The organism is Pseudomonas sp. WS 5021 (assembly GCF_012985535.1).
GTDB lineage: Bacteria > Pseudomonadota > Gammaproteobacteria > Pseudomonadales > Pseudomonadaceae > Aquipseudomonas.
In genome coordinates this window covers 1,105,754-1,131,906 of sequence record NZ_JAAQWP010000001.1, presented here as the reverse complement: position 1 = coordinate 1,131,906, position 26,153 = coordinate 1,105,754, and the positions used below count along the sequence as shown (strand labels likewise).

The 26,153-nt window shown below is 62.6% G+C and carries 19 protein-coding genes and 4 tRNA genes; 13 read left to right on the top strand and 10 right to left on the bottom strand.

Features of this window, described 5'->3' with window-relative positions:
- Positions 1-17 precede the first annotated feature (17 nt).
- The 3 genes from HBO19_RS05280 to HBO19_RS05270 are packed head-to-tail and all read right to left on the bottom strand — an operon-like array spanning position 18 to position 4,657.
- On the bottom strand, positions 18-986 hold the full coding sequence (locus HBO19_RS05280; RefSeq protein ID WP_169957204.1) for a LysR substrate-binding domain-containing protein: 969 nt from the start codon (positions 984-986) through the stop codon (positions 18-20).
- 50 nt (positions 987-1,036) lie between these two features.
- Positions 1,037-3,046: a CocE/NonD family hydrolase gene (locus HBO19_RS05275; RefSeq protein ID WP_170057006.1), complete on the bottom strand. Its 2,010-nt coding sequence runs from the start codon at positions 3,044-3,046 to the stop codon at positions 1,037-1,039.
- A gap of 27 nt (positions 3,047-3,073) precedes the next feature.
- The gene (locus tag HBO19_RS05270) at positions 3,074-4,657 is read right to left on the bottom strand and encodes a BCCT family transporter (protein ID WP_170057005.1); all 1,584 of its coding nucleotides are present in this window, start codon (positions 4,655-4,657) and stop codon (positions 3,074-3,076) included.
- A 638-nt stretch (positions 4,658-5,295) separates the two neighbouring features.
- On the opposite strand from HBO19_RS05270, the gene kdpF reads away from it, so the two are divergent.
- The 6 genes from kdpF to HBO19_RS05240 all read left to right on the top strand — a co-directional run bounded on the left by kdpF (position 5,296) and on the right by HBO19_RS05240 (position 13,556).
- Positions 5,296-5,394, top strand: coding sequence for a K(+)-transporting ATPase subunit F (gene kdpF / locus HBO19_RS05265; RefSeq protein WP_076964610.1), 99 nt, complete (start codon positions 5,296-5,298; stop codon positions 5,392-5,394).
- A gap of 107 nt (positions 5,395-5,501) precedes the next feature.
- Positions 5,502-7,208: a potassium-transporting ATPase subunit KdpA gene (kdpA, locus tag HBO19_RS05260; protein ID WP_170057004.1), complete on the top strand. Its 1,707-nt coding sequence runs from the start codon at positions 5,502-5,504 to the stop codon at positions 7,206-7,208.
- Positions 7,209-7,218: 10 nt separating this feature from the next.
- Positions 7,219-7,872: a K(+)-transporting ATPase subunit C gene (gene kdpC, locus HBO19_RS05255; RefSeq protein ID WP_170057003.1), complete on the top strand. Its 654-nt coding sequence runs from the start codon at positions 7,219-7,221 to the stop codon at positions 7,870-7,872.
- Positions 7,873-7,884: 12 nt separating this feature from the next.
- Complete coding sequence (gene kdpB, locus HBO19_RS05250; protein WP_169957213.1) at positions 7,885-9,954, top strand: potassium-transporting ATPase subunit KdpB; 2,070 nt, start codon at positions 7,885-7,887, stop codon at positions 9,952-9,954.
- A 261-nt stretch (positions 9,955-10,215) separates the two neighbouring features.
- Positions 10,216-12,867 carry a sensor histidine kinase KdpD gene (locus tag HBO19_RS05245; protein ID WP_170057002.1) on the top strand — a complete coding sequence of 884 codons (2,652 nt, stop codon included), beginning with the start codon at positions 10,216-10,218 and terminating at the stop codon, positions 12,865-12,867.
- Complete coding sequence (locus HBO19_RS05240) at positions 12,864-13,556, top strand: response regulator (protein WP_170057001.1); 693 nt, start codon at positions 12,864-12,866, stop codon at positions 13,554-13,556. Before HBO19_RS05245 ends, HBO19_RS05240 begins: the two co-directional genes overlap by 4 nt.
- An 87-nt stretch (positions 13,557-13,643) precedes the next feature.
- Here the strand turns inward: HBO19_RS05240 and HBO19_RS05235 are convergent.
- Both HBO19_RS05235 and HBO19_RS05230 read right to left on the bottom strand, forming a co-directional pair.
- A tRNA-Asp gene (locus tag HBO19_RS05235) sits at positions 13,644-13,720 on the bottom strand.
- An 18-nt stretch (positions 13,721-13,738) separates the two neighbouring features.
- A tRNA-Val gene (locus HBO19_RS05230) sits at positions 13,739-13,814 on the bottom strand.
- 200 nt (positions 13,815-14,014) lie between these two features.
- Here HBO19_RS05230 and HBO19_RS05225 point away from each other — a divergent pair.
- From HBO19_RS05225 to HBO19_RS05215, 3 genes are all read left to right on the top strand, one after another.
- Positions 14,015-14,533, top strand: a complete 519-nt coding sequence (locus HBO19_RS05225; RefSeq protein ID WP_170042669.1) for a sigma-70 family RNA polymerase sigma factor — start codon at positions 14,015-14,017, stop codon at positions 14,531-14,533.
- 7 nt (positions 14,534-14,540) lie between these two features.
- Positions 14,541-15,524, top strand: a complete 984-nt coding sequence (locus HBO19_RS05220) for a FecR family protein (protein ID WP_170057000.1) — start codon at positions 14,541-14,543, stop codon at positions 15,522-15,524.
- Positions 15,525-15,602: 78 nt separating this feature from the next.
- Complete coding sequence (locus HBO19_RS05215) at positions 15,603-18,041, top strand: TonB-dependent siderophore receptor (protein WP_170056999.1); 2,439 nt, start codon at positions 15,603-15,605, stop codon at positions 18,039-18,041.
- Positions 18,042-18,191: 150 nt separating this feature from the next.
- On the opposite strand, the gene HBO19_RS05210 is transcribed toward HBO19_RS05215, so the two are convergent.
- A tRNA-Asp gene (locus HBO19_RS05210) sits at positions 18,192-18,268 on the bottom strand.
- Between the two features lie 19 nt (positions 18,269-18,287).
- Positions 18,288-18,363: transfer RNA gene (locus tag HBO19_RS05205), tRNA-Val, on the bottom strand.
- Positions 18,364-18,522: 159 nt separating this feature from the next.
- On the opposite strand from HBO19_RS05205, the gene rdgC reads away from it, so the two are divergent.
- From rdgC to sugE, 3 genes are all read left to right on the top strand, one after another.
- Positions 18,523-19,443 (top strand): recombination-associated protein RdgC, encoded by a 921-nt coding sequence (rdgC, locus tag HBO19_RS05200; RefSeq protein ID WP_169956841.1) that lies wholly within the window; start codon positions 18,523-18,525, stop codon positions 19,441-19,443.
- Between the two features lie 155 nt (positions 19,444-19,598).
- The gene (locus tag HBO19_RS05195; protein ID WP_070995372.1) at positions 19,599-20,555 is read left to right on the top strand and encodes a bile acid:sodium symporter family protein; all 957 of its coding nucleotides are present in this window, start codon (positions 19,599-19,601) and stop codon (positions 20,553-20,555) included.
- 105 nt (positions 20,556-20,660) lie between these two features.
- Positions 20,661-20,975, top strand: coding sequence for a quaternary ammonium compound efflux SMR transporter SugE (gene sugE / locus HBO19_RS05190; protein WP_057438900.1), 315 nt, complete (start codon positions 20,661-20,663; stop codon positions 20,973-20,975).
- Positions 20,976-21,047: 72 nt separating this feature from the next.
- Here the strand turns inward: sugE and HBO19_RS05185 are convergent, their stop codons facing one another.
- The 3 genes from HBO19_RS05185 to HBO19_RS05175 all read right to left on the bottom strand — a co-directional run bounded on the left by HBO19_RS05185 (position 21,048) and on the right by HBO19_RS05175 (position 25,421).
- On the bottom strand, positions 21,048-22,922 hold the full coding sequence (locus HBO19_RS05185) for an MFS transporter (RefSeq protein ID WP_170056998.1): 1,875 nt from the start codon (positions 22,920-22,922) through the stop codon (positions 21,048-21,050).
- A gap of 67 nt (positions 22,923-22,989) precedes the next feature.
- Complete coding sequence (locus HBO19_RS05180; RefSeq protein ID WP_170042666.1) at positions 22,990-24,144, bottom strand: TDT family transporter; 1,155 nt, start codon at positions 24,142-24,144, stop codon at positions 22,990-22,992.
- Positions 24,145-24,236: 92 nt separating this feature from the next.
- Positions 24,237-25,421 carry an MFS transporter gene (locus HBO19_RS05175; RefSeq protein ID WP_170056997.1) on the bottom strand — a complete coding sequence of 395 codons (1,185 nt, stop codon included), beginning with the start codon at positions 25,419-25,421 and terminating at the stop codon, positions 24,237-24,239.
- 90 nt (positions 25,422-25,511) lie between these two features.
- Here HBO19_RS05175 and HBO19_RS05170 point away from each other — a divergent pair, with 90 nt between their 5' ends.
- Complete coding sequence (locus HBO19_RS05170; RefSeq protein WP_170056996.1) at positions 25,512-26,057, top strand: TetR/AcrR family transcriptional regulator; 546 nt, start codon at positions 25,512-25,514, stop codon at positions 26,055-26,057.
- The last annotated feature ends 96 nt before the right edge of the window (positions 26,058-26,153 follow it).

Sequence of the window (26,153 nt, the reverse complement as noted above, 5' to 3'; positions counted from 1 at the left end):
GCCTCACCGCGTCATCGTTAACGATCATCGCGGGCAAGCCCGCTCCCACAGAAAAGCCCCTGCGGCGTTGTATCGGATGCCGTCAGCAACCATTGCTGAAAACTGCGCGCCGCCGAGGGTGGGTTGCGATGCTGCGGTTGCATCAGTTGCAGGCGGCCACGACTGTGCATGTGATGGGGCAAGGCCAATTGCAGGCGTCCGGCAGCCAGCTCGCCTTCAAGCAGGCACTTCCAGCCCAGGGCTACGCCATGCCCCATCACTGCCGACTGCATCAGCAACTGATAGCTGTTGGTGCGCAAGGCGTGACGAGGCGTGTGGTACTGCGCACCGATGTCGGCGAACCAGTCGGTCCAGGTCAACCAGTCGTGATAGTGGTCTTCTACGATCAACAGGGTATGGCTGCGCAGCAGGTGCTCGGCGTCGCGGATCGCGCCATGGCGCTCGATGTAGCCGGGGCTGCATACGGCGATGACCTGCTCACTGGCAAACACCGGGGTCAGTTCCAGGCCAAGGGGCGCTGGCAGTTCGTCGAGGTGATAGAACAGGCCCAGGTCATATTCGCTGACATCCAGGTGGCTCGGGCTTTCACTGCACAGGATGCGGATATCCAGCTCCGGGTGCTCATCCTGGAAGGCCGGCAGCAGCGCGGCGAGCCAGATGGAACTGATGGTCGGCGTGCTGGCCAGGGTCAGCTGGCGATCGGCACCGCGTCGACGCAGCTCCGCCGATTCGCGATCAAGCTCGCGCAGCAGGCGCTGGATGGTGCGAAAGTAACGCACGCCGGCCGGGGTCAGACTCAGCCCCAACGCCAACCGATAAAACAGCGGTCGCGCCAGGTCTTCCTCCAGGCGCTTGATCTGCCGGCTCACTGCGCTTTGGGTCAGGTTCAGTTCGTGGGCCGCCTGGGTAAAGCTCAAATGCCGGGCGGCGGCCTCAAACGTCTGCAAACAATTGAGCGGTGGAAGGTCGACGTTTCGGCGCGACATGCAGGGATCCGTGGCTGATCAGATGAGCAAGCATCCTGCCACTTGCCCGCTCACAACGCGACCCGCGCGACCCGTCTGCTCCAGCTTCGCTGATGCACCTGCACCCCGTTTTCCCGCGCCTGCTGCTGCGCCTCGATGTAGAACCACTGGGCGTCGGCGTGCACCTGCAAGTGGCTGTCGACCGCCACCGACCACTGCGCGCGCTCGACACGGTACTGCCAGTGGATATCGGCCTGGGCCGACAACGGGTCCCAGGGCATGGTGCGATATTGCTCGGTGCACCGCTGGTCCACCGCCAGGCCATGGTCGGTGAAGCGCACGGCGCCCAGGTCGTCCTCGATGTTTACGCACACTTCGCCACTGCCTACGTCCTCGATCAAGGTACGTTTCGGCGCAGCCGCCCGCAGCACCTCCAGCGCCGCCGGAGTAGCCGCTTGCGGGGCCTCGAACGGGCATGGCACGGCCGCGCCGCTGAAAATCGGCAATTGCACACGTTGCACGGCGGGCAGCACGGTCAGGGTGGTCAGTTCGCGGCTGGGCCACAGTAGCGGGAAGCTCGCGGTGCTCAGGGCCAGGCGCAGGCGGTAGCCGGCCGGCACCCGCGTGCCGACATGATCCAGGCTCAGTTGCACATCCAGCGGTTCGCCTGGCACAGGTGGCGTCAGACGGGAGAAGTCTTCACGTAAGGCAAGGTTGAGCACGCCGTAGGTGATCTGCGTGACTTGCCCGTCGGGCGCCACCGCATTCAGGCGCGCCACCAGTTGCCCGCAAGAGGTATCGCTGGCCAGGCGCAGTTGCAAGCGCACATCCCCCAGCAGCGCCAGGGGTTCGGCCAGTGGCTGAGAGTCGAAGCACAAAGACTGCGCATCGTCGCGGCGCTGATCGGTGGGGCCGTCGGGGCCAAACCAGATGGCGCAGTACTCGCCCTGGTGCAGGCCGGTGGTCAGTGGCGAACAGATACTGCGCGGGCCGCCCAGCGCCTGCTGGCCCGGGCGCAGGCCATGGTCGGTCAGGCTGTAGTCGGTCCATTGCACCTGGGGATCGGGCCAGCCCGAGGTCTGCACCCAGATGCCTGGGCGTTCGGCATAACTGCCCTTGGGCGCCAACACATCCTGTAGGTAAAAGGTGCAGGCCGCGTCGTCCATCACCCGATTGTCGATACCTTTAAGCCAGTGGTCCCACCAGCGTTTGGCCTCCTGCAGGAAGCCAATGGCCGGGTTGGGCACGGCGAAATGCGGGTACTTGTGAATCCACGGGCCGATCACGGCTTTTTTCGGCCCCGGCAGGTTTTCCATCAGGCGTGGCACCGCATTCTTGTAGGCATCGCCCCAACCGCCGACGGCGTACACCGCCGCCTTGATCGCCGAGTAGTCCTCGCAGACCGAGCCGTGACGCCAGTAGGCATCGCGGGTCTGGTGTTGCAGCCAGGTCTCGGCCAGCAGCGGCATGGCGTCGAGGCGTTGCTGCCACAGGGTTTTCCAGGCATCGCCAACCAGCAGCGGGTCGGGCACTGCCGCGCTGAAGTTGAGCATGGTCGCGGCCCAGCCGAAGTTCTCCAGCAGCAGGTTGCCGCCCTTGTAATGGATGTCATCGGCAAAGCGGTCATCGGTGGAGCACAGGGTGATGATCGCCTTCAATGCTCCGGGCTGGCGCGCAGCGACTTGCAGGCTGTTGAAGCCGCCCCAGGAGATGCCCATCATCCCCAAGTTGCCGTCGCACCAGGGCTGCTGGCACAGCCAGTCGATCACTTCGAGGGCGTCGTCCTGCTCCTGCAACAGGTACTCATCGGCCATCAAGCCTTGGGATTCGCCATTGCCGCGCATATCGACCCGCACGCAGGCATAGCCCTGCCCCGCCATCCATGCGTGGGTCAGGGCATCGCGCACCGCCGTGCCATCGCGCTTGCGATAGGGCAGGTATTCGAGGATCGCCGGGAAGGCCTGCGCGCCGGCGGCGTCAGGCAGCCAGATACGCGCTGCCAGTTGTGTGCCATCGCTCATGGGGATCAGGCAGTGCTCGATCTCGCGAACCTTGTAGGCAAATTCGGTGACGATTTCCATGGGTAACTCCAACAACAAAGAGGCAGGTCAGCGGGCAAAATCCGCCACCGGGCTGGCACCACGCAGGCCAGGTTCGACATGGACCGCGGGGATCTTGACGTCCAGCAGCGCGGGGTTTTTCAACCAGTAGAGCAACGACGTGCTGGCCAGCAGCACCAGAATCATTCCCGGCAGGCCGCCGAGGTTGGAGAGCATCTTCACCCCGTCGATGCCGACAAAGGCCACCATGACCCAGGACACCGTGCCGATGATCACGCCCCAGACAATCTTCAGCAGCGGGTTGCCATCCAGGTCCGAATCGGCGGTGACGCCCTTGCTGCACAGGTTGGCGATCACGTCGGTACTGGAGTCGGCGGCGGTGACGAACGAGATAAACGCGACAAACAGCAAAAACGCGATCATCAGGCCGCTGGCCGGCAACTGCTGGAACATCTGGTACAGCACATGCTCCACGCCTTGCTCGTTGAGCACGCGGTTCAAGCTGCCATCGCCCAGGGCATCGAAATACAGGCTGCTGCCGGAGAAGATGCAAATCCACAACGCGGTAAACAGCGCCGGGTACAGCATGTTGATCTGGATAAATTCGCGCACCCGGTAGCCCCGGCCGATCTTGCCGAGGAACAACGCACTCACCGGCGCCCAGGCGAACCATACCGACCAGTAGAACACCGTCCAGCTCTGCGGCCAGCTGTCGCCACTGGCGGCGCCGGTGGACAGGCTGCGGCTGAAGAAGGTGTCGAGGTAGACCCCCAGGGACTCGACGCCCAGGCTGAAGATGTACAGGGTTGGTCCGCACAACCATACAAACGCGCCCAGGGCCAACATGATCCAGGTGTTGAACGACGACAGCATGACGATGCCGCGCTGCAAGCCACTGGCGGCCGAGGCGACAAAGGTGAACACGATCACCGCGATGATCAGGGCCAGGCGCAAGGGCGTGGTCTCGCCGCCAATGTACTGGCTCAGGCCGCCGGACAGGGTCAGTGCGCCGGTGCCCAGGGACGACGCCATGCCCGCCACCAGGGCGAACATCGCCAGGGTGTCGATCAACCCGGCATACCGCTTGACCCGCCGGGCGCCGAGCAAGGGTTGCAACATGGCGCCAATCGAGAAGTTGCTGCGCAGGTTGTAGAACACCAGGGCAAAGACCAGGGAGGGCACCAGGTAAATCGCGTAGGGCGTGAGGGTCCAGTGCAGGAACATCGTCGACAGGGCAAAGCTCTTGGCCGCCGCGCTGCCCGCCTCGATCGGCAGGCTGGAGGGTGGCGAGTACAGGTGGTAGAGCGGCTCGGCCGTGGTCCAGAACAGCACGCCCACCGCCAGGGTGGTACACAGCGCGACCATGAACCAGCGCCATTTGCTCAACAGCGGCGTAGCACCCTCCCCGCCGATACGCACGTTGCCCAGGGGCGAAAAATACACAATGGCCGTGAGCACCACCATGGCGAAAGAGCCGGCACTGAACAGCCAGGAGAAGTTTTGCAGGATCACGGTGTTGAGCTGTTTGCTCACGGCAAGGAATGCGGTGAGGTCGACGTAGCTGGCGATTACCGCCGCCAACAGAATCAGAAAAGTTGGCCAGAAGACCAAAGGACGCAATGGGTATTTCATCTCGTGCGCTTCCCCAGACAGACTATTTTTATTGCCTTTGCAGGCCATTGTTAGAAGCGGGCACTGTGCCGCCTTGAAGTCTTCGCGTGGCTATAGATAAGCGTGGGTGCCGGCTGCGGTGCAATCGACCAATGGGTATGGGGGTATTCCGCCAGGTCATAGCCAATCCGGGGAACAACCGGGATCGTCGAGACCACCACCGCGTAAAGAGTTCATATAGTTCGCCCATTCGCCATAACGTTTACGTCGCCGCTATTGAGTAACCAAGTGCAAACGCCCTACCGTCACTTCCTACCCAAACACCCGTAGGAAGTCATCGTGGAAAGTTCAACTTTAGGCATGCTCGTCCTGTCAATGATTGCGCTCTTCGGCACTGCCGCGTTTTGCTTCGAACACCTCGCTACCCGCAGCGAGAAGAAAAACAAAACCAAATAAGCGGGTCGTTAGCATCAGCAGCACCCCAGTGTTTAAAGGGATACCCGGGCGGCGGGCGATCCCTTTTTTTCGTGCGCCCGGCCGAGCTTTTTCTATATACCGTCTTAATACCGCTAACGCTAATCAGTGCCCGAACTTGATACCCCAAAGATTAACCTCCCCGCGTCCGCAGTTGCGGCTTATTCAATCAGGGGAGTTACACCGTGCTCACACTCACGTTCATTTATATCGCCAGCGGCTTATGTGCCGTGGGGCTGTTCGTTTACTTGGGCTACGCCCTTATTCGCGCAGAAAAATTCTAGGGAGCTGGCCATGTACGACCTGATGTTTATCAGCCTTTCCCTGGTGTTTTTTGTTGCGACTGCCATGGCCATTGTCGCCATGGGCAAGATTTGAACGGAGCCACGACATGTTAAGCACGCTGCTGGAATTTACGCTGGTCCTGGGGGTAATGACGGGGCTCGCCGTACTGATGGGTAAATGGCTGACCCGGGTCTTCACCGGGACCCACCATGCCTTGCCGGAACGTTATACCTATCGCCTGCTGGGCATCGACCCACAAGAAACCATGGGCTGGGCCCGCTTCGGTACGGCGCTGTTGTTGTCGAACGCGGCAATGATGCTGCTGGGCTACCTGGTCCTGCGCCTGCAGGCGGTCATGCCGATCAACCCGCTGGGGCTCGCCGCGCAATCGCCGGACCTGGCGTTCAACACCGCCGCGTCCTTTATTACCAATACCAACTGGCAGGCGTACTCGGGCGAGACCAGCCTGTCGAACTTCAGCCAGATGGCGGTCATCACCTTTCTGATGTGCGTCGGCGCCACCTCCGGCGTGGTCGCGGCGGCCGGTTTCATTCGCGGCTTGAGCCGTTCCAGTTCGGGCGATCTCGGTAACTTCTGGGTCGACTTCACCCGCACGCTGTACCGCGTGATGCTGCCGCTGTGCGTGGGCATGGCGCTGGTGTACGTCTGGCAGGGCATGCCGCAGACCTTCGCCTCCCAGGCCCTGGTCACCACCCTGGAAGGGGCGCAGCAACAGTTGATTGTCGGTGCGGTGGCCAGCTTTGAATCGATCAAGCACATCGGCACCAACGGCGGCGGGTTCTTCAGCATGAACGCCGCGCACCCGTTCGAAAACCCGACGCCGCTGACCAACATCCTGCATATCCTCAGCATGTTGCTGATCCCCTCGGCACTGACCTACACCTTCGGCAGCATGCTGATGCAACGTCGCCAGGGCTGGGTGTTTTTCGGCACCTTCCTGGTGATGTTCATCGGCTTCCTCGCCCTGGTCTACGGCGCCGAGCAAAGCGGCAACCCGCTGCTGACCCAGGCCGGCGCCAACCAGACCCTGTCGCAGGAGCACAGCGGCGGCAACATGGAAGGCAAGGAGCTGCGCTTCGGCATCGCCGACAGCAGCCTGTTCATTGCCACCACCACGGCGGCGACCACCGGTTCAGTCAACACCATGCACGACTCGCTGACCCCCATGGGCGGCTTCGTGCCCCTGGCGCAGATGATGCTCAACTGCGTGTTCGGCGGCGACGGCGTGGGCTTTATCAACCTGATCCAGTACGCCCTGCTGACGGTGTTCCTGGTGGGCATGATGATCGGCCGCAGCCCGGAGTTCCTCGGCAAGAAAATCGAGGCGCGGGAGATCAAGCTGGTGATGCTCTCGGTGCTCGCGCACCCCATCAGCATCCTCGGTTTTACCGCCCTCGCCGCCCTGTGGCCCGACACCATGGCCAGCCTCAACAACAACGGCCCCCATGGGTTCAGCGAGGTGTTGTACGCCTACACCTCCGGCACCGCCAACAACGGCTCGGCCTTTGCCGGCTTGAACGCCAACACGCCGTTTTTCAACACCACCATTGGCCTGGCGATGTTGATCGGGCGCTTCTTCACCATGCTGCCGATGCTGGCCGTGGCCGGTTCCCTGGCGATGAAAAAAACCGTGCCGGCCGGTGCCGGGACCATTCCCACCGCGACCCCGCTGTTCATGCTGCTGGTGGTGTTCGTGGTGCTGGTGGTCGGCGGCCTGACCTTTTTGCCGGCGCTCGCGCTCGGCCCGCTGGTGGAGCAACTGCAGTTGCTGTCCGGCCAGACGTACAACTGAGGACACGTAGATGACAACCCAATCGATATTCAAGGGGCTGTTGCGCCCGGTGCTGGTTTCGGCGGTGTTTTTCATGCTGTTGACGGGGCTCGCCTACCCGGCGTTCACCACCGTGGCCGCACAGCTGATGTTCCCGTTCCAGGCCCGCGGCTCGCTGATTGAACGCGATGGCCTGGTCATGGGCTCGACCCTGATCGGCCAGCACTTCACCCGGGCGCAATACTTCCATGGCCGCCCGAGCATGACCCTGGGCGCCGACCCGCAAGACCCAGGCAAAAGCGTCTCGCAGCCGTATAACGCCGGTTCCAGCGGCGCCAGCAACCTGGGGCCGACCAGCCAGAAACTGGTGGACCAGGTGGCCGCCCGCGTGCAGGCCTATCGCCTGGCCAACGGCCTGCCCGCCGACGCCCAGGTGCCGGTGGACGCGGTCACCGCTTCCGCCTCGGGCCTCGACCCGCATATCTCGGTGGCCAATGCGCGCCTGCAACTGCCACGGGTCGCGCGCCTGCGGCAGATCCCCGAAGCCGAACTGCTGCAACTGGTCAGCCAGCACACCAGCGCACGCACCCTCGGCCTGCTCGGCGAGCCACGGGTCAATGTGCTGCAACTCAACCTTGCGCTGGATGCCCGCCAGCCATCGCCGCCTATTGCGACCAGTGAGTAAGAGATTGCCCTCATGAAAAATGCTCGTTTACCTCTGTTTGATCGCGCCATCGTGCTCACCGCGTGTGGGGATGCGCTGAAGAAACTGCTCCCCCAGGCGCAATGGAAAAACCCGGTGATGTTCGTGGTCTACCTGGGCAGCATCCTCACCACCCTGCTGTGGTTCCAGTCCCTGGGCGGCCAGGGTGAAGCGCCCAGCGGTTTTATCCTCAGCATCACCTTGTGGCTGTGGTTCACCGTACTGTTCGCCAACTTCGCCGAAGCCCTGGCCGAGGGCCGCAGCCGCGCCCAGGCCGCCAGCCTGCGCGGGATGAAACGCCAGACATTGGCCAAGTTGCTGCAACAGCCCAAGCACGGCGCAGCGTGGCTGCCGACCGAAGCGTCGCTGCTGCGCAAGGACCAGGTGGTGCTGATCGAAGCCGGCGACCTGGTGCCGCTCGATGGCATCGTGATCGAGGGCGTGGCGTCGGTGGATGAAAGCGCGATCACCGGCGAATCGGCGCCGGTAATTCGCGAGTCCGGCGGCGATTTTTCCTCGGTCACCGGCGGCACGCGCGTGCTGTCGGACTGGCTGGTGGTGCGCATCAGCGTCAACCCCGGCGAGTCGTTCCTGGACCGCATGATCTCGATGGTCGAATCGGCCAAGCGCCAGAAAACCCCGAACGAAGTGGCCCTGACCATCCTGCTGGTGGGCCTGACGCTGTTGTTCCTGCTGGTGATCGCCACGCTGAGCCCTTACTCGATCTTCGCCGTGGCCATGAGCGGCAGCGGCAGCGTGGTCAGCGCCACGGTGCTGGTGGCGTTGCTGGTGTGCCTGATCCCCACCACCATCGGCGGCCTGCTCTCGGCCATCGGCGTGGCGGGCATGAGCCGGATGATGTCAGCCAATGTCATCGCCACCTCCGGGCGGGCGGTCGAGGCGGCGGGTGACGTCGACGTGTTGCTGCTGGACAAAACCGGCACCATCACCCTGGGCAATCGCCAGGCCAGCAGCTTTTTGCCGGCGCCGGGCATCCAGGAAGCGGACTTGGCGGATGCCGCGCAATTGGCCTCCCTGGCCGACGAAACTCCGGAAGGCCGCAGTATCGTGGTGCTGGCCAAGCAGAAGTTCGACATCCGCGCGCGGGACATCAACCAACTGGGTGCAAGCTTTGTGCACTTCACCGCGCAAACCCGCATGAGCGGCGTCGACCTGCCCGCAGGCCGGGCGATTCGCAAGGGCGCAGCCGACGCGATCCGCAGCCATATCGAAGCCTTGGGCGGCAGTTTTCCGTCAGCCTTGCAGGCCAGGGTCGATGAAGTCTCGCGGCGCGGCAGCACCCCGCTGGTGGTCAGCGACGGCGCCACGGCGCTAGGTGTGGTGGAGCTCAAGGACGTGGTCAAGAGCGGCATCAAGGAGCGCTTTGCCGAGCTGCGGCGCATGGGCATCAAGACCGTGATGATCACCGGCGACAACCGCCTGACCGCCGCCGCCATTGCGGTGGAGGCCGGGGTGGATGACTTCCTCGCCGAAGCCCGCCCGGAAGACAAGCTGCAATTGATCCGCGACTACCAGGCCAAGGGCAAGCTCGTGGCCATGACCGGCGATGGCACCAACGACGCGCCGGCGCTGGCCCAGGCTGACGTGGCGGTGGCGATGAACAGCGGCACCCAGGCTGCCAAGGAGGCCGGCAACATGGTCGACCTCGACAGCAACCCGACCAAGCTGATCGAAGTGGTCGAGGTGGGTAAACAGATGCTGATGACCCGCGGCGCCCTCACCACCTTCAGCGTGGCGAATGACGTGGCGAAGTACTTTGCAATCATCCCGGCGGCGTTTGTCGCGACCTATCCCCAGCTCGGCGCGTTGAACGTGATGCAGCTGAGCAGCCCCAACTCGGCGATTCTCAGCGCGGTGATTTTCAACGCGCTGATCATCGTCGCGCTGATTCCCCTGGCCCTGCGCGGCGTGACTTACCGCGCAATCGGTGCGGCGGCGCTGCTCAACCGCAACCTGCTGGTCTATGGCCTGGGCGGGGTGTTGGTGCCGTTTGCCGGGATCAAGCTGATCGACATGCTCTTGACCGCAGTGGGCTTGGTGTAACGACTCACCCCCATGTGGGAGCGGGCTTGCCCTAATGCCAATCAGTTAAGCGAACGCAATGCTCAAAGCAGTGAAGATCAAATGTGGGAGCGGGCTTGTCGGATCGCCGCATCGCCGCGAAGACGTCGGCCCAGCAGACATTGATGTTGACTGACCCACTGCTTTCGCGAGCAAGCCCGCTCCCACAGGGGATCTGCGCTTAACTGACTGCCATTAAGGCAAGCCCGCTCCCACACTTGAACCGCATTGACCAGGAATGACATGCCCGCCTTAAACAACGCACGCCCCGACCCCGACGCCCTGCTCGCTCGGGTCCAACAAGAAGAACAGGCCGCCTTGCGCGGCAAATTGCGTATCTACTTTGGCTCCAACGCCGGGGTCGGCAAGACCTGTGCGATGCTCGAAGCGGCGCGCCGCGAAACTGGCCGTGGCCGTGACGTACTGGCCGGCGTGGTGGAAACCCACGGCCGCCAGGACACCGCCGAGCTGCTCCACGGCCTCGAACAACTGCCTCGCGCCCAGCACCTGCACCGTGAATTCGCCCTCAGCGAATTTGACCTCGACGCCGCCCTCTTGCGCCATCCTGGCGTGTTACTGGTGGACGAACTGGCCCACAGCAACGTGCCCGGCTCACGCCACCCCAAACGCTGGCAAGACGTGGAAGAACTGCTCAGCGCCGGCATCGACGTGTGGACCACCCTCAATGTGCAGCACCTGGAAAGCCTGAATGACCTGGTCAGCGGGATCATCGGCATACGTGTGCGTGAAACGGTGCCCGACCATGTGTTCGATAACGCCCACGAAGTGGTGGTGATCGACCTGCCGCCCGACGATCTGCTGCAACGCCTCAAGGACGGCAAGGTGTACCTGGGCCCGGCGGCGGCACGCGCGTCTGAGCATTTTTTCCGCAAGGGCAACCTGTTGGCGCTGCGCGAGCTGGCCCTGCGGCGCACGGCCGACCGGGTCGACACGCAGATGCGCGTGTACCGCCGCGAACAGTCGATCAAGACCCTGTGGCCGGCCCGCGAACGGCTGTTGGTCGGCGTGGCCGGGGATGCCGGCGATGAACGCCTGGTGCGTGAAGCGGCGCGCCTGGCGCAAAAACTGGAGGCCGACTGGATTGTCGTGCACGTGGCCTCGGCCCAGGCGCGCGGCGCCAGGCGCTACTCGAGCGCGATGAAAACCCTGGCCCTGGCCGAAGAGTTCGGCGCCGATACCGCCACGCTGCCGGGCATGGACGTCGCCGAAGCGCTGGTGGCCTGTGCCCGTGAGCACAACGCCAATCGCCTGGTACTCGGCCATCATCCGCGCCGCCGGTGGCAGTTCTGGCATCAGTCGGTCAGCGATCGGATCAGCCGCCACCACCCGCAAATCGACCAGATCGTGATGGCCCACGGCCTGCTGCCGGGCACGCCTGCCGTGCCCGAAAAAACAGCAACATTGCCCGGTACGCGATTGGCCTATCTCTGGGCCAGCCTGGCCTGTTTCGCCGCCAGCGCCGTGGCCGCACTGCTGTTGCAAGTGTTCGACCTGGCCAACGTGGTCATGCTGTTTTTGCTCACGGTGGTGCTGGTAGCGCTGCGCTTTGGACGCGGCCCCGGCGTGTGGGCCGCGATGCTCGCGGTGCTGTGTTTTGACTTCTTTTTCGTCCAGCCACGCTACTCATTCACGGTCAACGACACCCAGTACTTCTTCACCTTTGCCTTGATGCTCGGCATCGCCCTGATCACCGGCCAACTCACCGCGCGCCTGCGCCACGAAGCGCGCACCGCCGCCGCACGGGAACGCCGCGCGACCTCCCTGGCGCGCCTGGCCCGCGACCTGTCGGCGGCGCTGACGGTGGAGCAAATCAGTGAAGTCGCGCTGCGCACCTTCAGTGGCGTCTTCGAAGCACGAGTCGGCCTGGCCCTGCCCGACGCCGCCGATGGCGTCCACAGCGTGAGCGCCGCTGGGCTGCCGATCGACGACAGCATCGCGCAATGGGCATACGACCACGGCCACCCCGCTGGCCACGGCACCGACACTTTGTCGGCGGCCAAGGGCTGTTACTGGCCACTCAAGGCGCCGATGCGCGTGCGCGGCGTGCTGGTGCTGGAACTGGCCCAACGCGATCGCTTGAACGACCCGCAAGAACGCCGCCTGCTGGAAGCCTGCATGAGCCAACTGGCGATTGCCCTGGAGCGCGTGCATTTCGTTGAAGTGGCGCAAAGCACCTTGGTGCAGATGGAAGGCGAGAAAATGCGCAACACCCTGCTCGCGGCAATCTCCCATGACCTGCGCACGCCGCTGACCACCCTGATCGGCGCCGCCGAGACCGCCCTGCCCCACGCCCCGTCGGGGCCACTGAACGAGCTGCTGCATGGCATCCACGAACAGGCCACATCCATGCAGCGCCTGATCGAAAACCTGTTGGACATGGCGCGCCTGCAAGAACGCGGTGTGCGCCTGAACCGCCAATGGCACTCCCTGGAAGAAATCGTCGGCAGCGCCCTGCGCCAATTGCGCGAACCACTGGCGCACCACCGCGTACACACCACGCTCGACGCACAGTTGCCGCTGGTGGAAGTCGATGGGCTGCTGATCGAGCGGGTGCTGGTCAACCTGCTGGACAACGCCGCCAAGTACACCCCGCCGGGCACCACCATCAGCGTGGCCGCCAGCCAGGCCGGCGAGCAGATTGTGCTTGAGGTCAGCGACACCGGCCCCGGTCGCGCACCGGCCAATCTGTTCGAGCCCTTCACGCGCGGCCAGCAGGAATCGTCGGTGGCCGGCATCGGCCTGGGCCTGGCGCTGGTCAAGCGCATCATCGAGGCCCACGGCGGGCGCATCCAGGCCAACCCCGGCCGCACGGGCGGCATGCATTTCACCATCACGCTACCCGCAGGCACCCCGCCTGCCATGGAACCCTTATGAGCACTGCACGCATCCTGATTGTTGAAGACGAGGCCAATATCCGCCGCTTTGTGCGCATTGCCCTGCAAGACGAAGGCTTTCAGGTGTTCGAGGCCGACAGCGTCAAACGTGGGCTGATTCATGCCGCCAGCCGTCAGCCGGACCTGGTGATTGTCGACCTTGGCTTGCCGGACAGCGATGGCAAGCAACTGATCAGCGAACTGCGCGGCTGGCTGGCGGTGCCGATCCTGGTGCTGTCGGCGCGTGACCGTGAAGAAGAAAAAGTCGCCGCCCTGGACGCGGGCGCCGATGACTACCTGACCAAGCCGTTTAGCGTGCCCGAGTTGCTCGCGCGTATCCGCGCCCAACTGCGCCGGCACGGGCACACCGGCACGGTGGTGGCCACCAGCAAGGTGGCGTTTGGCGAGATTGCAGTGGACCTGGCGACCCACCAAGTGTGGCGCTCAGGCCAACCGGTGCACTTGACGCCCATCGAGTACCGCCTGCTCTGCGCCATGGTTCGCGGCCAGAACCGCGTACTGACGCACCGGCAACTGCTGCTGGAAGTGTGGGGCCTGGATTACGTCGACCGCGCTCACTATCTGCGGGTGCATATGGCGCATCTGCGGCAAAAGCTGGAGGTGGATCCGGCACAGCCGCAGTACTTCATTACCGAACTGCAGGTGGGCTACCGGTTGGTGGGGTTGTAGAACCGCAAATCCCGGGCACAAAAAAGCCCGCTCATTGAGCGGGCTTTGTGGGGTGACCTGGCGTTCAGCATTCCAGGTAACCAAATATGGCGCAGCGGACGGGACTCGAACCCGCGACCCCCGGCGTGACAGGCCGGTATTCTAACCGACTGAACTACCGCTGCGCGTAGCATTGGACGTAATGGTGGGTGATGACGGGATCGAACCGCCGACCCTCTGCTTGTAAGGCAGATGCTCTCCCAGCTGAGCTAATCACCCTTTACGTTCGGTGCGGGGCGCATCATATACGAAAAATCCGCAATGTGTTGATTTAAATGCAATTTATTTGAAATATCTTTTCGCCGGCAGCCAACAGCCCGCAAACCTGCGCTTTTAGCGGGTAAACGCGAGTCTATTGCGTTTACCCTGCCCCGAGGCCACAATTAGAAACCATTCTCAATAACACCTGAGCCACGCCTATGTCTGTGGGTGAACCGCCATTCCAACGGGAAATTACCCAGCTCTACAGCGAGCATCATGGCTGGCTGCTCACCTGGCTGCGGCGCAAGCTGGGCTGCCGGCAGAATGCCGCCGACCTGGCACAGGACACGTTCGCACGTATCCTCAATACCCGTGAATCGGTGGCGACGATCCGCGAACCCCGGGCCTACTTGAGCACTACCGCGCGGCGGCTGATTATCGACCAGGCCCGGCGCAAACAGATTGAGCAAGCCTATCTGCAAGAGTTGGCCCTGACGGTGGACGCGCTCGAAGGGTTCCAGTCACCGGAGCAGATCCACACCACCCTGGAAGCCCTGGAACAGATCGCGTTTATCCTTGAAGGCATGCATGAGTATTCGCGCCAGGCGTTTGTGCTGTATTACCTCGAAGAACTGACTCAGCAGCAGATCGCCCGGCAACTCAAGCTCTCGGAACGCACCGTGCGCAAATACCTGATCCTGGCCCTGGTGCATTGCGGCCACAGTATGGACACCTGAGCCACCCATGCCCGACGCCCGCCAACAGATCGAAGAACAAGCCGCCGAGTGGATGCTGCGCCTGCATGAAGGTGAGCTGAGCGAAGCGCAGCGCCTGGCGTTCGAGTGCTGGAAGCAACAAGGCCCGCACTACGCCGCCGCTGCCGCACGCATGGAGGCGGTGATTTCGCGGATGCAGGCCCTGCGCGGGAAAAAGGCACCGGCACGGGCGGCGCTGAATGCGGCGTTCGCCACCCAGCAATCGCGCCGCAGCAAACGCACCGTGCGCACCCTGTTGCTGGTGTGCAGCCTGGCAGTGCCTGCGGCGGCGCTGTTGGTCAGCCCGTATCCGCAGCGCTGGATGGCCGATGTGCGCAACGGCCCCGGCCAGTGGCAGACCCTGCGCCTGGCGGACGGCTCGGCACTGAGCCTCAATGGCATCAGCGCGGCCAACCTGCATTTCGACGCCACGCAGCGGCGCATCGAACTGCTGCAAGGCGAGATCCTGGTGGAGGTAGCCCACGATCAGGCGCGGCCGTTTATCGTGCAGACCGCCCAAGGCAGCATGCGCGCACTGGGCACGCGGTTTGTGGTCAAGCGCGAGGGCGACAGCACCGTGCTGAGCATGCTCGAATCCCGCGTGGCCGCCCACAGCGCCGATGCCCGGCAGACCCTGGAAGTCGCCGCCGGCTCCCAGGCCCTGATCAATGCCGACAGCGTACGCCTGACCGGCAGCATCGACCCGTCCAGCATCAACGAAGCCTGGCGCCGCCATCAACTGGTGGTGGAAAACCGGCCATTGCCCGAGGTGCTGGATGAAATCTCCCGGCATCGGTCCGGCCGCCTGCAGTTTGATCGCGCCGCCCTGCAAAGCCTGCGCGTGTCGGCCGTGATCCCCCTGGATGACAGCGACCACGCCCTGCAACTGCTGGCGCAAACCCTGCCGATAACCGTGCAAACCTATACCCCCTGGCTGGTCGTGGTGAACCCGGCCAACACCGCCAATAAATAATTATTCGCATTTGCTTCCGGTTTTTGTGCAGTTGCCCGTCAAGCAAGGTAATTCGACACCTAAAGGATTGCCTTCACCATGCACACCCCTTCCTACCCGCGTGGGCGCTTTGGCCTGCTGAGAAGTGCACCGTTTTCCCTGGCCGTGCTCGCCGCCACCGTTGGCGCCCTGCACATCAACCTGGCCCAGGCGGATACGGCCAGCACCGCCGCCCAGGCGTACAACATTCCTGCCGGGCCCCTGGGCAGCTCGCTCAACCGCTTTGCCCAGCAGGCCGGCGTGGCGATTGTGTTCCAGTCCCGCGAGCTGCAAGGCCTCGATGGCCCGGGCCTGCAAGGCAGCTACGGGATCCAGGACGGTTTCGACCGGCTGCTGCAGGGCAGCGGCTACGTCGCGGTAAAGGGCGACCAGGTGTATGCGCTGCAACCCGCGCCGACTGCCAGCAACGGCAGCATGGAACTGGGCCCGACCCAGGTCACCGGCAACCAGCTGGGTAACGTCACCGAAGACAGTGGGTCCTACACCCCCGGCAGCATCGCCACCGCCACGCGCCTGGTGCTGACGCCCAAGGAAACCCCGCAGTCCGTCAGCGTCGTTACGCGCCAGCACATGGACGACTTCGGCCTGAACAACGTCGACGATGTGATGCGCCATACCCCGGGCATCACCGTGTCGGCCTTCGACAGCGAGCGCAGCAACTACTACGCCCGTGGTTTTTCGATCAATAACTTCCAGTACGACGGCATTCCTTCGACGGCGCGCAACGTTGCCTATTCGGCGGGCAATACCCTGAGCGACATGGCGATCTACGACCGCGTCGAAGTGCTCAAGGGCGCCACCGGCCTGCTCACCGGCGCCGGCTCCCTGGGCGCGACGATCAACCTGGTGCGCAAGAAGCCCACCGCCGATTTCAAGGGGCATGCCACCCTCGGCGCCGGTTCCTGGGACAACTACCGCAGCGAACTGGACGTCAGCGGCCCGCTGACCGAGAGCGGTAATGTGCGTGGCCGGGCGGTCGCGGCCTACCAGGACAAGCAATCGTTCATGGACCACTACTCGCGCAAGAGCCCGACGTACTACGGCATCATGGAATTCGACCTGTCGCCGGACACCCTGCTGACCGTCGGCGGCGATTACCAGGATACGTTGCCCAAGGGCTCTTCCTGGTCAGGCAGCTTCCCGCTGATCAACTCCAAGGGCGAGCGCAACAAGGTCAAGCGCTCGTTCAACAACGCCGCCGACTGGAGCAGTTGGGAGCAATACACCCGCACCGTGTTCGCCATGCTCGAGCATGACCTGGGCAACGGCTGGGTGACCAAGTTGCAACTGGACCACAAGATCAACGGTTACCACGCGCTGATGGGTTCGATCCAGGGCGACCAGCCGCAGCCGGACGGCACCGCACAACTCACCTCAGGCAAATACACCGGGGAAACGGTCAGCGATTCCGCCGACCTGTACGTGAGTGGCCCGTTCAGCCTGGGCGGGCGCGAGCATGAACTGGTGCTGGGCGGTTCCATCAGCGCGTCCGAATGGAAAGGCAAAGGCTATTGGAACCTCAGCCCAAACATCGTCGACTTCAATAACTGGCACGGCCACGCCGCTATTCCGGACTGGGGCAATGCCCAATCCCTGACCGACGACACCGTGCGCCAGACTGGCGCCTATGTGACCACTCGTCTGAACCTGGCCGATGACCTCAAGCTGTTGCTGGGTGGGCGAGTGGTCAACTACCAGGTCACCGGCTATAACCCCAACTATCGCGAGTCCGGGCGATTCGTGCCGTATGTCGGCGCTGTGTATGACTTGAACGACACCTACTCGGTGTACGCCAGCTACACCGATATCTTCATGCCCCAGGAAAACTACAACCGCGACCGGGATAACAAGCTGCTTGAGCCGGATGAAGGCCAGAACTGGGAATTGGGCGTGAAAGCCGACTTCCTCGATGGCCGGGTGAACGCCAGCGCGGCGTACTTTGAAATCCATGAGTCCAATCGCGCGCTGTCGGATGACGCCTACAACAATCAGACGCCGATCCCATCCAACTATGCCTATAAGAGCAGCAAGGCCGTGACCAAGGGCTACGAAGTGGAGATGTCCGGCGAGATCGCCCCCGGCTGGCAGCTCCAGGCCGGCTACACCCACAAGATCGTGCGCGATGACAAGGACGTGAAGATCTCCACGTTCGAGCCTGAAGACCAGGTCAAGCTGTACACCACCTACAAGCTCAAGGGCGACCTCGACAAGTTGACCGTCGGCGGCGGCGTGCGCTGGCAGAGCGTGGGTTGGCAGGATATCTACAACACCCCGCATAACGGGTATGAGGAGTTTTCCCAGCAAGCCTACTGGCTGGTGGACCTGATGACCCGTTACCAGGTCACCAAAAATCTGTCGGCGACACTGAACGTCAACAACATCTTCGACAAGTCCTACTACACCAACATCGGCTTCTATAACTCCGCAGCCTACGGTGAACCACGTAACTTCATGGTCACTACGCGCTGGGATTTCTAAGCGCCCCATAAAAAACGCCCCCGGTCATCGGAAATGATCGGGGGCGTTTTTATGAGCGGGGATTTTCGCAAACCCCAGACAGCAAAAAGCCCGCTCGATGAGCGGGCTTTCTGTGGTGACCTGGCGTTCAGTGTTCCAGGTTACCGAATATGGCGCAGCGGACGGGACTCGAACCCGCGACCCCCGGCGTGACAGGCCGGTATTCTAACCGACTGAACTACCGCTGCGCGTAACACATGAAGCGAATGGTGGGTGATGACGGGATCGAACCGCCGACCCTCTGCTTGTAAGGCAGATGCTCTCCCAGCTGAGCTAATCACCCTTCGTTTCGGTGTGGCGCGCATTCTACGGAGCGACCATAAGTCTGGCAAGCACTTTCTTAAATCTTTTTTTTCAGCCCTTCCAATGGCTTAGGCAGGGTTGGCCTCAGGCCCTATCAAGAGAATAATGCCCCACTTTGTATAAAGGAGAGACTCACCCCATGTGGTTCAAGAACCTGCTTATCTATCGCCTGACCCAAGATCTGCCTGTTGATGCCGAGGCGTTGGAAGCTGCAATGGCCACCAAACCGGCGCGCCCTTGTGCAAGCCAGGAGTTGACCACTTACGGTTTCGTCGCGCCTTTTGGTAAAGGTGAAGACGCGCCCCTGGTGCACGTCAGCGGTGACTTCCTGCTGATCGCTGCGCGCAAGGAAGAACGTATCCTGCCCGGCAGCGTGGTGCGTGACGCGGTCAAGGAAAAGGTCGAAGAGATCGAAGCCGAGCAAATGCGCAAGGTCTATAAAAAGGAACGGGACCAGATCAAGGATGAAATCATCCAGGCCTTCCTGCCCCGCGCCTTTATCCGTCGTTCGTCGACCTTTGCTGCCATCGCACCGAAACAGGGCCTGATCCTGGTCAACTCGGCCAGCCCCAAGCGCGCCGAAGACCTGCTGTCGACCCTGCGTGAAGTGATCGGCACCCTGCCAGTACGCCCGCTGACCGTGAAAACCGCGCCAACCGCAATCATGACCGACTGGGTCACCACCCAGAAGCCGGCCGCTGACTTCTTCGTGCTCGACGAATGCGAACTGCGCGACACCCACGAAGACGGTGGCATCGTGCGCTGCAAGCGCCAGGACCTGACCGGCGAAGAAATCCAGCTGCACCTGACCACCGGCAAGGTCGTGACCCAACTGTCCCTGGCCTGGCAGGACAAGCTGTCGTTCATGCTCGACGACAAAATGACCGTCAAGCGCCTGAAGTTCGAGGACCTGCTGCAAGACCAGGCCGAACAGGACGGCGGCGACGAGGCCCTGGGCCAACTGGATGCAAGCTTTACCCTGATGATGCTGACCTTCGGCGACTTCCTGCCGGCACTGGTGGAAGCATTGGGCGGCGAAGAGACCCCGCAAGGCATCTAAAACAGGCACGTTCAATGTAGGAGCTGGCTTGCCTGCGATGGCGGTGTATCAGTTACAGAGTGAGTCACTGACTGACATACCGCTATCGCTGGCAAGCCAGCTCCTACGGTTGATGGGGTTGCCAGTTCCAGCACTCTAATAATAAGGACATCACCATGCGCGCACTCGCCGCCTTGAGCCGCTTCGTCGGCAATACCTTCGCCTACTGGGTGCTGATTTTTGCCGTAGTCGCGTTCCTGCAGCCCAGCTGGTTTATCGGCCTGAAAAGCGCCATCGTGCCGCTGCTGGGCCTGGTGATGTTCGGCATGGGCCTGACCCTCAAACTTGAAGATTTCGCCGAGGTCGCACGCCATCCGTGGCGCGTGGCCCTGGGTGTGGTCGCGCACTTTGTGATCATGCCCGGGGTGGCCTGGTTGCTGTGCCAGGCCTTCCACCTGCCGCCGGAAATCGCCGTCGGCGTGATCCTGGTTGGCTGCTGCCCAAGCGGTACCTCGTCCAACGTCATGACCTGGCTGGCCCGGGGCGACCTGGCGCTGTCGGTGGCTATCGCCGCCGTCACCACCCTCCTCGCCCCGCTGCTCACCCCGGCGCTGATCTGGCTGCTGGCTTCGGCGTGGCTACCGGTGTCGTTCATGGAGCTGTTCTGGTCGATCCTGCAAGTGGTACTGCTGCCCATCGTGCTTGGGGTATTGGCGCAACGCCTGCTGGGTGATCGGGTGCGCCATGCGGTCGATGTGCTGCCCCTGGTATCGGTGGTCAGCATCGTGATTATCGTCGCGGCCGTGGTCGCGGCAAGCCAGGCGAAGATTGCCGAATCGGGCCTGCTGATCATGGCGGTGGTGATGCTGCACAACAGCTTCGGCTACTTGCTCGGTTACTTCACCGGCCGCGTGTTCAAGTTGCCACTGGCCCAGCGCAAGTCGTTGGCGCTGGAAGTGGGCATGCAGAACTCGGGGCTGGGCGCCGCACTGGCCAGTGCGCATTTTTCGCCACTGGCAGCGGTGCCCAGTGCGCTGTTCAGCGTCTGGCACAATATTTCGGGGGCGCTGTTGTCGACGTATTTCCGCCGGATGAGCGAGAAGGAAGATCGCAAGGCCCTTGCCGAAACTTGATCGGGTGCTGGCTTTTCGGCACTCTACCCATCTTCGCGGGGACGACCCCGCGACTCGTTCGAGCATTAATCCGGGGACGACCCCACTTCTTAAAGGAAGGTCAATATGTCCTGGGTCATTCTGTTTTTCGCCGGGTTGTTTGAAGTTGGCTGGGCCGTCGGTCTGAAATACACCGACGGCTTCAGCAAACCAATGCCCACCGCCCTGACGATTGCCGCCATGGCCGTCAGCCTCGGCCTGCTGGGGCTGGCGATGAAGGAACTGCCGCTGGGCACCGCCTATGCGATCTGGACCGGGGTCGGTGCAGTGGGCACGGTGATTGCCGGGATTATCCTGTTTGGGGAGTCCATGGCGCTGTTTCGCTTGGCCAGTGTGGCGCTGATTATTGCCGGGTTGATCGGGCTCAAGATTAGCGCCTGATGCTTTTGCCGGCGATGAGGCCCTTGAATCCCGTGATGGATTTTCGGGCGCCATCGCCGGCAAGCCGGGCTCCTACCGGGTGGTGCCACGCAGTGCCAGCACTTGTTCCTGCAAAGCCTGTGGCGTCGCCTGCTCCACTGCCAACGGCGGCCCCGCCACCAACGTCACCCGCGACCAGATCCGGTGAAAGACCCCCTTGTTCGGATCGCGGCTGAAAAAGCTCCCCCACAACCCCTGCAACGCCATGGGAATCACCGGTACCGGCGTCTCCTCGAGAATCCGCGTCACGCCACTCTTGAATTCGTTGATCTCACCGTCGCCGGTCAACTTGCCTTCCGGGAAGATGCACACCAGCTCGCCGTCCTTCAGGTATTGGCTGATACGCTGGAAAGCCTTTTCGTAGATCTCCAGGTCTTCATGGCGCCCGGCAATCGGAATGGTGCCGGCCGTGCGGAAGATAAAGTTGAGCACCGGCAGGCGGTAGATCTTGTAATACATCACAAAGCGAATCGGCCGACGCACCGCGCCGCCAATCAGCAGTGCATCGACAAACGACACATGGTTGCACACCAGCAACGCCGCGCCTTCGTCCGGGATGTGTTGCAGGTCGCGATGCTGCACGCGGTACATGGAGTGGCCGAGCAGCCAGATCATGAAGCGCATGGTGAACTCGGGAACAATCCTGAAGATGTAGGTGTTGACCGCGATATTAAGCAGCGACACCACCAGGAACAGCTCGGGGATCGACAGCTTGGCCACGCTCAGCAGCAGGATGGTGACAATCGCCGAGACCACCATGAACAGCGCATTGAGAATATTGTTGGCAGCGATCACCCGCGCCCGCTCGTTTTCAGCGGTACGCGACTGGATCAAGGCATACAGCGGCACGATATAGAAACCGCCGAACACCCCCAGGCCAAGGATATCGATCAACACCCACCAGGCCTGGCCGTAACCCAACACCGCCAGCCAATCGTTGGCCTGGACGTTCTGCGGGAAGCCGCCAGAATGCCACCACAGCAACAGGCCAAACACCGTCAGGCCGAATGACCCGAAGGGCACCAGGCCGATTTCCACCTTACGCCCGGAGAGTTTTTCGCAGAGCATCGAGCCCAACGCGATACCGACCGAGAACACCGTGAGGATCAGGGTCACCACGGTCTCATCGCCATACAGCCACTCTTTGGCGTAGGCCGGGATTTGCGTGAGGTAGATCGCCCCGACAAACCAGAACCACGAGTTGCCGACAATCGAGCGCGACACCGCGGGTGTCTGCCCCAGACCCAGGCGCAAGGTGGCCCAGGATTGGCTGAAGATATTCCAGTCCAGGCGCATCTGGGGGCTGGACGCCGCGGCGCGCGGGATCGCCCGGCTGGCCAGGTAGCCCAGCACGGCAATCGCGACAATCGCCGTGGACACCACCGGCGCGTAGTGCGCAGAGGACATCATCACCCCAGCGCCGATAGTCCCGGCGAGGATTGCCAGGAACGTGCCCATTTCCACCAGGCCGTTACCGCCCACCAACTCCTCTTCATGCAGCGCTTGCGGCATGATCGAGTACTTCACCGGGCCAAACAGCGCCGAGTGGGTGCCCATGGCAAACAGCGCCAGCAACATCAGCTCCAGGTGGTTGGTCATAAAGCCCACGGCGCCGATGGCCATGATCACGATCTCGCCGATCTTGATCGCGCGGATCAGCGCATCCTTGTTGAATTTCTCGCCAAACTGCCCGGCCAGGGCCGAGAACAGGAAGAACGGCAGGATAAACAGCAAGGCGCAGAGGTTGACCCAGATCGAGCGATCGCCCTCGATGGCCAGCTTGTAGAGAATGGCGAGGATCAACGACTGCTTGAAGATATTGTCGTTGAACGCCCCCAGGGACTGGGTGATGAAGAACGGCAGAAAGCGCCGTTTGCGCAGCAAGGTAAATTGCGAGGGGTGACTCATCGTCCGTGTTCCTGCGTGGCCTGAAGGCTTTATTGATTTTTCAGGCCACGACTTTACCTAATCCCGCTTACTTATTCCCCACCCCTGCAATACACGGTGAAACAAAAAGCTCACCTTTATAGGCGCCCTGCACCGTGCGCTTGCTGACCACCAGCCACATCAGGGCCAGGGCGGCGACCAGCACGCTGCCGGTCACGCTGAAAAATGCCAGGTGCAAGGTACTGCCCAGTTTCAAGGTGGTCAGGGCATACACCCCCAGCGGGAAGGTAAAGCCCCACCAGCCGAGGTTGAATGGAATACCTGCGCGCAGGTAACGCAGGGTGATCAGCACCGCAATCAACATCCACCACAGGCCCAGGCCCCACAGGGTGATGCCGGCGACCAGCCCCAGGCCGGCGGCAATCTCGCCGATGCCGGCAAAGCCATTGGCAGCGAAGATCGCCGGCGCGTCCTGGCCAAGCAGCAACATACCCAGGGCGCCGGTGCCGATCGGGCCAAGGGCCAGCCAGCTCGACGCGGCCATGTTGGCGTGGGGCAGTTTGTGCAGGGCCATGCGCAGCATCAGGATTGTCAGAATGCTGAACGCAACCGGTAGGGAAAATGCCCAGAGTACGTAGCTGGTCACCAGCATCACCAGTTGCGAATGAGCGTCGGCCAGGTGCGGCGCCAACAGGCCACCACTGGCAGCAGCGACTTCGGCCGCCACCACCGGCAGCAGCCAGACGGCTGTCATCTGGTCGATGCTGTGTTCCTGGCGTGTAAACATCATGAACGGGATCAACACCCCGCACGCCAGGGCCATGGCCACGTCCAGCCACCATAGGGCCTCAGCCAGTTGCACCACGCCCTCGCCCCAGCGCGGCAGGCCAAACAGCAGCAGGCCGTTGATGATGGTCGCCAGGCCCATGGGAATGGTGCCGAAGAACATCGAGACCGTGGAGTGTCCGAAAATTCGCCGCGCCTCGTGAAAAAACATCACCCAGCGCGCGGCGTATAGGCCGCTGAACAATACAAACAGAACGATTGTCAGCAACCACAACCCTTCGGCGATGGCATAGACACCCGGCAGTTGCACCGGCACTTGCGCCAGGGCCAACGCCAGCACGCCGGTGCCCATGGTGGCGGCGAACCAGTTGGGGGTGAACTGGCGAATCACTTCCCTGGGAGCGGCGAGATGGCTGAACGGTTTATAGCTGGGGGTGATGCTATTGGGGCACGTCATGGCTTATTCCTCTTCCTCGTATGAGGTTGAGCCCATGATAGAAGCGCAACGAATATCTATATAACGGGTAATATCTCTAACTGTTATCTGTTTTACCTATATAAAGCTTTGGCGGATGCTTGCCTCATCAAGCCAATCAAGGCCCCGAGCGCCAGGACGATCAGCACCGCACCGTAGCCGTCGGTGGTTGCGATCAGGCCAAAGCTGCGGGTCAGGTTGCCCGCCAGCAGGGACGGCAGGCAAAACGCCAGGTAACTGAGGACGTAGAACGCCGACATCAACCCGGCCCGCTCATGGGGCAAGGCCAAGGGCACCACACTGCGCACCGCGCCAAGGAACCCCGCGCCAAATCCGCTGCCCGCCACCAGTGTGGCGAGGAAAAACAGTGGCAGGCTGGCGCTGTGGACCGCACCGAGGATCAACGCGACGCCCACGGCCAACAGGCCTGCCCCCAGGCGCAGCACCTTGTCCGCCGGGCGATTGCGCAGGCTGAAAATCATCACCGCGCCGCTCAAGGTCAACACCGCGACCAGGCCGCCACCGATCAGGTTGGAAGTCGATCCGGTTGCCGCCCGCACCAGCGACGGCGCCAGCGACAAGTAGAAACCGCTCATGGCCCACACGGCAATATCCACCGGCAGCGACAGCCACAAGGCCCGGCGCGCCTGGGGCGGCACATGCAGGGTCGGCCATAGCGAGGCCAGCGCGCCCGGCATGCGGCTGACGCTTTCGGGCAGCCGCCACACATACAGGCTCTGCAACAGCAGCAGCGCGAACAAGGCCCAATAGATCAACTGAGTCGGCAGCGGCGCGAACTCCACCAGCAAACTGCTGCCCATGGCGCCGCAGGCCATGCCCAGCAACGGCGCGACACTGTTGACCAACGGGCCCTGCTGACGGTCGGTGTCGAGCAACGCAGCGCCAAGCACAGCGGTGGCCATGCCTGTGGCAAACCCCTGCAAGGTTCGGGCGGCGATCAGCCAGGCGACACTGTCGGCGTAGATAAACAGCAGCATCGCCAGCATATTCAGCACCAGCGCGGCAAAGATCACCGGCTTGCGCCCCAGGTAATCCGACAGTGAACCGACGGTCAACAACGCGGCCAGCAGGCTCAAGGCATAGACACCGAAGATCAGGGTTAGGGTGCCTGCGGAAAAGTGCAGGCCCTCCTGGTAAAGGTGATACAACGGCGTCGGCGCGCTGGAGGCGGCAAGAAACGTCAGCAAGGTGATCGCCAGGAACACCAGGCTGGAACGATGAGAAGTGACGCTGGACATGGGCACGCTCCGCTAAAGCTAATATTTTGCTTTTGTGCAGTGTGCTACTGGGTCGCGCTTAAAGCAAATTCTTTGTGTTAAGGTTTTGGCATGGCGATAAAAGAAGGCCTCCGCCCGGGGGGCCGTAGTGCCCGGGTACAAGAATCGGTTCATTCGGCGGTGCGTCAGCTACTGCAGGAGCAAGAGCGCGCCAGCGTGACGGTGCCGCAGATCGCCGCACGCGCGGGAGTCACACCGTCGACCATCTACCGGCGCTGGGGCGACCTCGCCGCCCTGCTCGCCGACGTCGCCCTGGCCCGCATGCGTCCCGACAGTGAACCGGCCGACACCGGCAGCCTGCGCGGCGACCTGCAAGCCTGGGCCGAACAATACCTGGACGAGATGAGCTCGGAACCGGGGCGCAACATGATGCGCGACGTACAGTGCAGCCAGACGCCGGGGTACTGCGTGACGATTCTGGGTGGGCAACTGCAGGTAATCGTGGATCGTTACCAAGGTAGCGGCCAGGCATTGCCCAGCGTAGATCGGTTGATCAATCTGCTGGCGGCGCCGACGGTGTTTCGAATTTTGTTTGGCGCTGCGCCGATGCGGGTTGAGGAGCTGCATGAGCTGATCGAGATTGCGCTGCACACCTGACCAAACTGTGTGTGTGTGGGCTTGTGTGGGAGCGGGCTTGCCCGCGATAGCGGCGGGTCAGTTAAAGAGGTATTGACTGACACTCTGCTATCGCGG

Excerpts from the sequence above, each read along its gene's own strand:
- rdgC (WP_169956841.1), top strand. The coding sequence starts at position 18,523 with ATGTGGTTCAAGAACCTGCTTATCTATCGCCTGACCCAAGATCTGCCT.
- HBO19_RS05270 (WP_170057005.1), bottom strand. The coding sequence starts at position 4,657 with ATGAAATACCCATTGCGTCCTTTGGTCTTCTGGCCAACTTTTCTGATT.
- HBO19_RS05245 (WP_170057002.1), top strand. The coding sequence starts at position 10,216 with ATGCCCGCCTTAAACAACGCACGCCCCGACCCCGACGCCCTGCTCGCT.
- HBO19_RS05240 (WP_170057001.1), top strand. The coding sequence starts at position 12,864 with ATGAGCACTGCACGCATCCTGATTGTTGAAGACGAGGCCAATATCCGC.
- HBO19_RS05170 (WP_170056996.1), top strand. The coding sequence starts at position 25,512 with ATGGCGATAAAAGAAGGCCTCCGCCCGGGGGGCCGTAGTGCCCGGGTA.
- HBO19_RS05175 (WP_170056997.1), bottom strand. The coding sequence starts at position 25,421 with ATGTCCAGCGTCACTTCTCATCGTTCCAGCCTGGTGTTCCTGGCGATC.
- sugE (WP_057438900.1), top strand. The coding sequence starts at position 20,661 with ATGTCCTGGGTCATTCTGTTTTTCGCCGGGTTGTTTGAAGTTGGCTGG.
- HBO19_RS05185 (WP_170056998.1), bottom strand. The coding sequence starts at position 22,922 with ATGAGTCACCCCTCGCAATTTACCTTGCTGCGCAAACGGCGCTTTCTG.
- kdpB (WP_169957213.1), top strand. The coding sequence starts at position 7,885 with ATGAAAAATGCTCGTTTACCTCTGTTTGATCGCGCCATCGTGCTCACC.
- HBO19_RS05275 (WP_170057006.1), bottom strand. The coding sequence starts at position 3,046 with ATGGAAATCGTCACCGAATTTGCCTACAAGGTTCGCGAGATCGAGCAC.
- HBO19_RS05180 (WP_170042666.1), bottom strand. The coding sequence starts at position 24,144 with ATGACGTGCCCCAATAGCATCACCCCCAGCTATAAACCGTTCAGCCAT.
- kdpA (WP_170057004.1), top strand. The coding sequence starts at position 5,502 with ATGTTAAGCACGCTGCTGGAATTTACGCTGGTCCTGGGGGTAATGACG.
- HBO19_RS05225 (WP_170042669.1), top strand. The coding sequence starts at position 14,015 with ATGTCTGTGGGTGAACCGCCATTCCAACGGGAAATTACCCAGCTCTAC.
- HBO19_RS05215 (WP_170056999.1), top strand. The coding sequence starts at position 15,603 with ATGCACACCCCTTCCTACCCGCGTGGGCGCTTTGGCCTGCTGAGAAGT.
- kdpC (WP_170057003.1), top strand. The coding sequence starts at position 7,219 with ATGACAACCCAATCGATATTCAAGGGGCTGTTGCGCCCGGTGCTGGTT.
- HBO19_RS05280 (WP_169957204.1), bottom strand. The coding sequence starts at position 986 with ATGTCGCGCCGAAACGTCGACCTTCCACCGCTCAATTGTTTGCAGACG.
- HBO19_RS05220 (WP_170057000.1), top strand. The coding sequence starts at position 14,541 with ATGCCCGACGCCCGCCAACAGATCGAAGAACAAGCCGCCGAGTGGATG.
- HBO19_RS05195 (WP_070995372.1), top strand. The coding sequence starts at position 19,599 with ATGCGCGCACTCGCCGCCTTGAGCCGCTTCGTCGGCAATACCTTCGCC.